Source organism: Terrisporobacter mayombei, from assembly GCF_020748465.1.
GTDB lineage: Bacteria > Bacillota > Clostridia > Peptostreptococcales > Peptostreptococcaceae > Terrisporobacter > Terrisporobacter mayombei.
Genome location: NZ_JAHZMP010000212.1, coordinates 1 through 459, shown reverse-complemented (window position 1 = coordinate 459; position 459 = coordinate 1). Strand labels below are relative to the sequence as shown.

Genomic DNA, 459 nt, shown 5'->3' with positions numbered 1-459 from the left:
CTCAGTCACTGGCGTGACGTTAATCAGCGTCAGGAAAGCGGCGGACTGCTGGATCTGGTCTTCCAGCGTCTGCTGCACAGACGGCTCTACGGTGAACTTGCTGGACAGTTCCTCAACTGCCACACCGTTCAGACGCGCCAGTTGCTTCAGGTAAGCGTTAAAAGCAAAACGGGTATTCTTCTTCATTGGGTTTTATGCTCCATCAGCAATTGGTCAGAGTGTCAGCGGGGGCGTTGCCGCCTGTTGCACGCTGGCGGTAGTCCTGGCGGCTGTCTTCATGACTCAGCTTATCCACCAGTTCGTTACAGGCGGTTTGCTGCTCCTGCAGAGCAGTCTCCAGCTCAGACAGGCGTTCTTCCTGCTCAGACAGGGATTTTTCGGTGCGCGTGCTCAGGTTCTGCTGCTCAGTGGCGACCAGTTCCACGGCCTTATGCACATCAGAGAACCGGACGTCATCGG

At 56.2% G+C, this 459-nt stretch carries 2 protein-coding genes; both read right to left on the bottom strand.

Annotation, left to right across the window (positions count from 1 at the left end; all coding sequences use genetic code 11):
- Positions 1-186: P2 family phage major capsid protein (locus K0039_RS21200; protein WP_228106879.1), on the bottom strand; the 186-nt coding region annotated here is incomplete at its 3' end.
- A 16-nt stretch (positions 187-202) separates the two neighbouring features.
- Positions 203-459: GPO family capsid scaffolding protein (locus tag K0039_RS21195; protein ID WP_228106878.1), on the bottom strand; the 257-nt coding region annotated here is incomplete at its 5' end.